Raw genomic sequence first — 7077 nt, 5'->3', positions numbered from 1 at the left:
GATCCCCCACCTAACTTCTTTGCTTCCACTGAATTTTGAGGTGGGGGTCTTACTGCCCGTTAAAGCGGGATAAAATCTCCCACTCCCATTCATCTGAAAGTGTAATAGTACTGGCGAATATTCCGGAGTTGAATGTCAGGTGGCCTAAGATAACATGTTTGCTACTATATCCTAAATTTTCTTAATATAAATTTTTAAAACGCGCTTCAATTTTATCCGGCGTCATTACGCCACCACCAATAGGAATAATTTGATTATCCTTTTGTAAAAGTAAGGAAGGATAGCTATTAACACCAAGCTGTCGAACTTTATTGAAATCATTTTGGACATCTATTATTGTTTCTTGAGCGTTTAAACGTTCTAATACTTGTTCAGGGTCCAAACCATGCTCGATTGCAATCTTGCGATATGTTTCAGGATCACTCAGACTTTGGCCCTCATAATAAAACGCTTTTTGCATAGCCGAAGTGAATTCTAATAAACGGTCTGGCGCTAATGAGCGTAAAGCTGAAAAGCCAATTGCAGCATCTTTCGAATTCATTTTAAAAGTGCCTTCCTCCACCAATTTTTGATATGAAGGACCAAATTCAGCACCTGTAAGTTGATTAATTCTTTTATTTCCTTCTTTTATATATGAGAAGTTTTTCATTGGTAAATTATCTAAAAATAACCCTCCACATAAAACCGTTAATGGCACTTCAGTGTGGTTTTTGTAAAATCCTTTAATACTTTCTGAAAAACCATAGCACCATCCACAATATGCATCCCATACGTAAATAAGGTTATCTTGTTTCGTCTCCATTTAAATCTCCTACCTTTTTTTTATTATCCAGCTCAACTAAATTTTTGGTTTATATAAGTACATCTTTTTATACCTTGTTCTTTTTTAGATACCTTACTATATTTCCCCAAAACTAATATTTCCAAAGAAAGATCCACCAAGGTTTTTAACAAAAGATAACGTTGCACCTTATTGCCCCGTAACAGAAAATACTAAAGCTTAGAATATGCATTGATTTGAATGTGTTAGTAACTTTCTACACCGGGTGGCAACGTATGGACCACCATCCTTAATTAAATATATAAATCATATTTTTAGCAGATATTAGTTGTAACTAAATTGATTACATCTTTATGTAACCATTTTAGTTACAACTAATATAGAAGTCAATTCTTTTTTTCGAAAACATTAAATTTCTACATTAATCTACAACCAATCCCACTCTTTAAAAAAATATATCAACGATTATTCGATTATATCGATCGTAACTCCGAATATATCAACGTTTCGACACAACATATCGATTTACCGACAAATTTCGAGCGCGTTATCTCCTAAACTAACAACCAATCCCACATCACGTTCACCTACAAAGAAAAAAAGCACCAGGTCCCCCCAATGCTTTTCCTCAAATCTAAAACAAATGACAAGCCACCTGATGCCCCTTCTCAATCTCCACCATCTTCGGTACTTCCTGTGCGCATTTTTCAGTGGCGAATTTACAGCGCGTTCTGAATTTGCAGCCGGATGGTGAGTTTAGTGGGCTTGGTACTTCTCCCTCTAGGATGATCCGTTCTTTGCCTGTGTTTGTTGAATCTGGTTCTGGCATAGATGAGAGTAGTGCTTGTGTGTATGGATGTGCCGGTTTTGTGTATAGGTCTTCACTATCGGCAATTTCTACTATGTTTCCTAAGTACATGACTCCGATTCGGTCTGATATGTGCCTTACCATCGATAGGTCATGCGCGATGAATAAGTATGTGACGCCTGTTTCTTCTTGGATGTCTTGCAGCATGTTTACGACTTGTGCTTGGACTGAGACATCGAGTGCTGAGATTGGTTCGTCACATAGGATAAAATCTGGTTTTACAGATAGTGCGCGCGCGATGCTAATGCGCTGGCGCTGGCCTCCACTAAATTCGTGCGGGTAGCGATATAAATGTTCTTCTTTTAATCCTACCTTTTTCAGAAGGTCTAAAATGATTTCTTTTTGTTCTTCTTTTTCGTAGGAACCGTGAATGTTCATCGGTTCGCTAATAATTTGGAATACATTCATTGCCGGGTTTAATGATGCGTATGGATCTTGGAAAATAATTTGCATTCGTTTTCTATATTCTTTTAGTTCACTTTCTTTTAAACTTGCGATATCTTTTCCGTCGAATAAAACGTTACCTGAAGTGACATCGTGTAAACGAATGATGCTTCTTCCTGTCGTTGATTTTCCGCAGCCAGATTCTCCTACTAATCCGAATGTTTCACCTTTTTTAATGGTGAAGCTAAGGTCATCGACTGCTTTTAATTGCTCTGTTTTCCTGCCAAATAGTCCTTTTTTAATAGGAAAATACTTTTTTAAGTTCCGAACTTCAATTAAGTTTTCTTCATGCATGTGAATCACCTACTGTCTTATCGTTTAACCAGCACATGGAACGTCTTTCGTTTCCGATTTCAAAATATGGCGGACGTTCTTTTTCACAAATGTCCATCGCATGTGGGCAACGCTCTGCGAATGGGCAACCTTGTGGCGGGTTTAATAAGTTTGGTGTTACACCTTGAATAGGAGCGAGTCTTTCTTTTACACCGTTCGATATTTTTGGCAAAGAGTTTAATAGCCCTTTCGTATATGGATGATTCGGCGATTGGAAAATATCAAGTACAGGTCCTTCTTCCATAATAAGCCCGCCGTACATAACGATGACGCGCGTACAGTTTTGCGCGACAATTCCTAAGTCATGCGTAATAAGAAGTAACGCCATATTCGTTTCGTTCTTTAAGTTTTTCATTAAATCTAGTATTTGTGCTTGTATCGTTACATCAAGTGCAGTCGTCGGTTCGTCCGCAATGAGAAGGTCCGGGTTACAAGACATCGCCATTGCGATCATAACTCGCTGCTTCATACCACCGCTTAGTTCATGCGGATATTGTTTTACCCTTTCTTCTGGTGACGAAAGACCGACTTGTTTTAACAAGTTGATCGCGATCTGCTCTGCTTCTTTCTTTTTCACTTTTTGATGACGTATAATTACTTCCGTCATTTGTTTCCCAATTTTCACGACCGGATTTAGCGCTGACATTGGGTCTTGAGAGATAAGTGAAATTTGATTTCCTCTAATAGAACGTAATTCTTTTTCAGATTTAGAAAGTATGTTTTCATTATGAAAAAGGATTTCCCCTTCTTTCACTTTTCCTGGTGACGTAACGAGAGACATAACAGACTTTGCCATTACACTCTTTCCGCTTCCAGATTCCCCAACGATACCGACTACTTCTCCTTTATTTAAGCGAAATGTAACGCCGCGAACCGCTTCAACTTCGCCACTTTCTATGAAAAAAGAAGTCTTTAAATTTTTCACTTCTAGTAGTTTTTCAGACACGCTTCTCACTCCTTTCACTTAACACTTTAGTTTTCATGTCCGGCTCCTTTTGGTGCGAAAGCTTTCTTCAACGCTTCACCAATTACGTTAAAACTAAGTACCGTTAAAAGGATAAGGAATCCTGGGAAGAGCGTTAAATACCAAGCTTCACCAATATATCCTTGCGCATTGTTTAGCATGCTGCCCCAAGAAGAATCTGGTTCTCTAATACCTAAACCTAAGAAACTAAGTGATGATTCCATTAAAATCGATGTCGCAATCGTTAATGTCGCGGCGATAATAATGGTTGATAAAATGTTAGGAATGATATGTCTTACAATAATCATAAGTGATTTTTGTCCTGATACTTTTGCGTATAAAACGTACTCACGCTCTTTTACAGATAACGTTTCTGCCCTTACAATACGGGCGGTGTCCATCCATGTTAGTAATCCGATAATAAGAACTAACGTCGTAATTCCTGGTTTTAAATACGCATTTAATAGTAGCATTAAAAAGAATGATGGAATTGACATAAGCACTTCAACAACTCTCATTAAAAAGTTGTCTAACTTTCCGCCAAAATATCCGCTAATTGTTCCAACTGCGGTACCGATTGTAATAGAAACAACCATCGCAAGAAAACCGACCGCAAGTGAAACTCGTCCGCCATATAACGCTCTCGTTAAGTAATCCCTTCCGTAATCATCCGTTCCGAAAGGATGACTCATACTTGGTTCTTGTAAGCGATCTGGAATCGACATTTTGCTAGGATCGTATGGCGATATGAATGCGAAAATTGATGCGACCGTTAAAACCGCAAGTATAATAACTCCCATTGCAACAAACTTATTTTTCGTAAAGCTATGTTTTATCGTTTGAAATCTCCTATTATTCATTCCAAATCACCCCCTCATTCGAATGCGCGGATCTACTACGCCATATAAAATATCAGCAATTAAGTTACCGAGAATTAACATGAATGATGATAGTAATGTAATTGCCATGATAATCGGATAATCAAATCTAAAAATAGCATTTACCCCAAGTGAACCAAGACCCGGCCATGAAAATACTGTTTCCGTAATAAACGCTCCGCCTACTAAACTTGGAATCGATAATCCGAAAATTGTAATGATCGGTATTAATACATTTCGAAGTACGTGATTAAATAACACTGTTTTCTTTGAAGCGCCGTACGCATATTGAATTTGTACATATTCTTCTTCTAATTGCTGAATCGTACTTGAACGAATATATCTCATATAAACAGATACGTTTTGGAACGCTAACACCATGCAAGGTAAAATGCCGTGTTGCACAATATCCCAGACAGAGTCTTTACCAACGGTGCGCATACCCATACTCGGAAGTAGGTTCAATTTTAAAGAGAATAAGTAGACTAATAGTAGTGCAAACCAGAAAACCGGCATAGAAATACCAACGTATGAAATAAAGTTTACAATGCGGTCAAAGAACGAATTCTTTTTCACACCTGTAAATAGTCCAAGTGGTATTGCGATTACGAATGAGACGAGTAAAGATGATCCCATTAATCCAATTGTTGCAGGTAATCTTTCTGTGATAAGTTCCAAAACAGGACGATGATTTTGAAGTGAGTAACCAAAGTTTCCTGTTAAAATATTTTTTAACCATAAAAAATACTGCACGTAAATTGGTTGATCTAGTCCTAAACTTTTACGAATACGCTCAACATCAATTGGACTCATGTTTGGCGTTACAAAGTTTCGAACGGGATCCCCCGGTGCTAGTTTTATTAATAGAAAAGAAATAATAGAAATAACAAATAAAAGCGGAATTGCATTTAAAAGCCTCTTCGCAATTACTTTATACACAAACTTCCCCCCCTCAAGCTAAAGAAGCTGATTTCCACCAGCTTCTTTATTGTTTCTTATTTCACTTCATAAATCTTAGATAGATCTTCAAACATTGTGACAGGAATTGCTTTCGCTTCTTTTAATCCATCAAACTTTTTATCTACTGCAATAACTGCTTTCGGATACGCGATTGGTAGATAAGGTACGTCTTCTCTAGCTGTCTCTTGAATTTTATGGTATAGCTCTGCGCGTTTTGTTTTATCTGTTTCAACTGCAGCTTCTTCCCATAACTTATCGAAATCAGCGTTTTTATATCGTGCATAATTGTATTCAGCATTGCTTAAGAATAAGCTCTTATATGAATCTGGCTCAGGTCCCATTATGTAACCACCAAATGTAATGTCATATTCTTTATTCTCTTTATCTAAGCCTTTTTCGCTTGCCGCACTAGCATCTAATGCATTTAGTTCAACTTCTAAGCCAACTTCTTTTAATTTTTGTTGTGTATATAACGCTAAGCTTTCCATAATTTTATTATTCGTTACATACATCACACGTACTTTTTCTTTATCTTTCACGCCAGCTTTTGCTAATAAATCTTTCGCTTCTTTTTTATCATACTTATAGTCTTTAATATCTTTCGCATAATACATAGCGTCTGGCGTTAAGATTGAATTTGCTGGTTCTGCAAATTCACCTGAAACGAATGCTGAGTTAATCATTTCTTTCTTATCTAACGCATGCGCAATTGCTTGACGCACTTCTTTTTTCTTCATAAGATCAGTATTCATGTTATAAGATAAGTAGAATAATCTACCTTCAGGGAATGTCACCATTGAGAAGTTCCCTGTGCTATCCAATTTCTTAAAGTCTTGCGGCTCAATCATCTTCATGTTGATTTGACCATTTTGCAGTGAAACATTTGCTGTATTACGGTCTTTTACAACGCGGTATACGATAGAGTCTAATTTAGCTTTCCCACCTACATAATCATCAAATCGATCTAATGCAACGTACTCATCTGATTTATACTCTTTAAACTTAAACGGCCCTGATCCTACAGGCTGTAAGTTTTTCTTACTCTTCGCTAAATCTGCTTCCCCTTCAAATACATGTTTCGGAATTGGGAAGAAATCATTCATCACACCTTCGAAAGATGCGCTTACTTGTGGTAAAACGAATTGAGTTGTTAACTCATCTACCTTTTTCACCTCAAGCGGCTTTCCTTTAAAAATAAAGTTTTCACGACTTGAGCTATTTTGCTTCTCATCCAAAATAGATTGGAATGTAAATGCTATATCGTCTGATGTAATTTTCTTACCATCATGCCATTTCAAATTATCTTTTAACTTCAGTGTCCACGTTAATTGATCTTCTGAAGGCGTAAAGCTCTCAGCAAGAACAAACTTTTTCTTACCATCTTCCATATGATATAGCGGCGCATATAAAGCTTGCTGCACAGTTAATGACACACGATCATTCGCATAAAGCGGATTCATCGTATCTGGATTATCGCTAACACCAATCGTTAACGCCCCTCCGTCTTTCGGAGTCCCTGATTTACTAGTTCCTGCTTGCTTCGAATCTTTTTCCCCTGAACAAGCAGCTAATGCAATAAGTAGTATTAGAACAAATGGTAATGCAAATAACTTCTGTTTCATCTTTCGGCCCCCTCGAACTGTTTATGCCCATAAGAAAACTCGGAATTAATCCCGAGTTTTCTTATAAGTTTTAAATTACCACTACCCGTATGTAAAGTCAAACTTTTTTGTAAAACTAGAAAGTTTGAAATCTATTACTGAATTCTTGCGATAAACTATATGTATAAGGATGATAAAATAAAAAGACCACGAATAGGTTACCTCGTAAAATGAGTTAAAAAACTAGC

Annotated in this window: 6 protein-coding genes; all 6 read right to left on the bottom strand. The window is 37.1% G+C overall.

The features are described from left to right. Window positions 1-181: 181 nt before the first annotated feature. Window positions 182-802, bottom strand: coding sequence for a DsbA family protein (locus RT27_RS01590; protein WP_043935137.1), 621 nt, complete (start codon window positions 800-802; stop codon window positions 182-184). A gap of 613 nt (window positions 803-1415) precedes the next feature. Beyond that, complete coding sequence (locus tag RT27_RS01585) at window positions 1416-2387, bottom strand: ABC transporter ATP-binding protein (protein ID WP_043935136.1); 972 nt, start codon at window positions 2385-2387, stop codon at window positions 1416-1418. After that, window positions 2380-3372, bottom strand: coding sequence for an ABC transporter ATP-binding protein (locus RT27_RS01580; RefSeq protein WP_023521279.1), 993 nt, complete (start codon window positions 3370-3372; stop codon window positions 2380-2382). Before RT27_RS01580 ends, RT27_RS01585 begins: the two co-directional genes overlap by 8 nt. A 26-nt stretch (window positions 3373-3398) precedes the next feature. Then, window positions 3399-4250, bottom strand: a complete 852-nt coding sequence (locus RT27_RS01575) for an ABC transporter permease (RefSeq protein WP_043935135.1) — start codon at window positions 4248-4250, stop codon at window positions 3399-3401. 6 nt (window positions 4251-4256) lie between these two features. Further along, on the bottom strand, window positions 4257-5207 hold the full coding sequence (locus tag RT27_RS01570; protein WP_000278778.1) for an ABC transporter permease: 951 nt from the start codon (window positions 5205-5207) through the stop codon (window positions 4257-4259). 56 nt (window positions 5208-5263) lie between these two features. Next, window positions 5264-6850 carry an ABC transporter substrate-binding protein gene (locus RT27_RS01565; protein WP_043935134.1) on the bottom strand — a complete coding sequence of 529 codons (1587 nt, stop codon included), beginning with the start codon at window positions 6848-6850 and terminating at the stop codon, window positions 5264-5266. Between the last annotated feature and the right edge of the window lie 227 nt (window positions 6851-7077).

This window comes from Bacillus sp. L_1B0_5, from assembly GCF_000836715.1.
In the GTDB taxonomy this organism is placed as follows: Bacteria; Bacillota; Bacilli; order Bacillales; family Bacillaceae_G; genus Bacillus_A; species Bacillus_A thuringiensis_S.
The sequence above is the reverse complement of the archived record's forward strand: the minus strand, read 5'-3'. Positions and strand labels throughout refer to the sequence as shown.

Coding starts and splice junctions, on each gene's coding strand:
- RT27_RS01575 (WP_043935135.1), bottom strand. CDS start 4,250: ATGAATAATAGGAGATTTCAAACGATAAAACATAGCTTTACGAAAAAT.
- RT27_RS01585 (WP_043935136.1), bottom strand. CDS start 2,387: ATGCATGAAGAAAACTTAATTGAAGTTCGGAACTTAAAAAAGTATTTT.
- RT27_RS01590 (WP_043935137.1), bottom strand. CDS start 802: ATGGAGACGAAACAAGATAACCTTATTTACGTATGGGATGCATATTGT.
- RT27_RS01565 (WP_043935134.1), bottom strand. CDS start 6,850: ATGAAACAGAAGTTATTTGCATTACCATTTGTTCTAATACTACTTATT.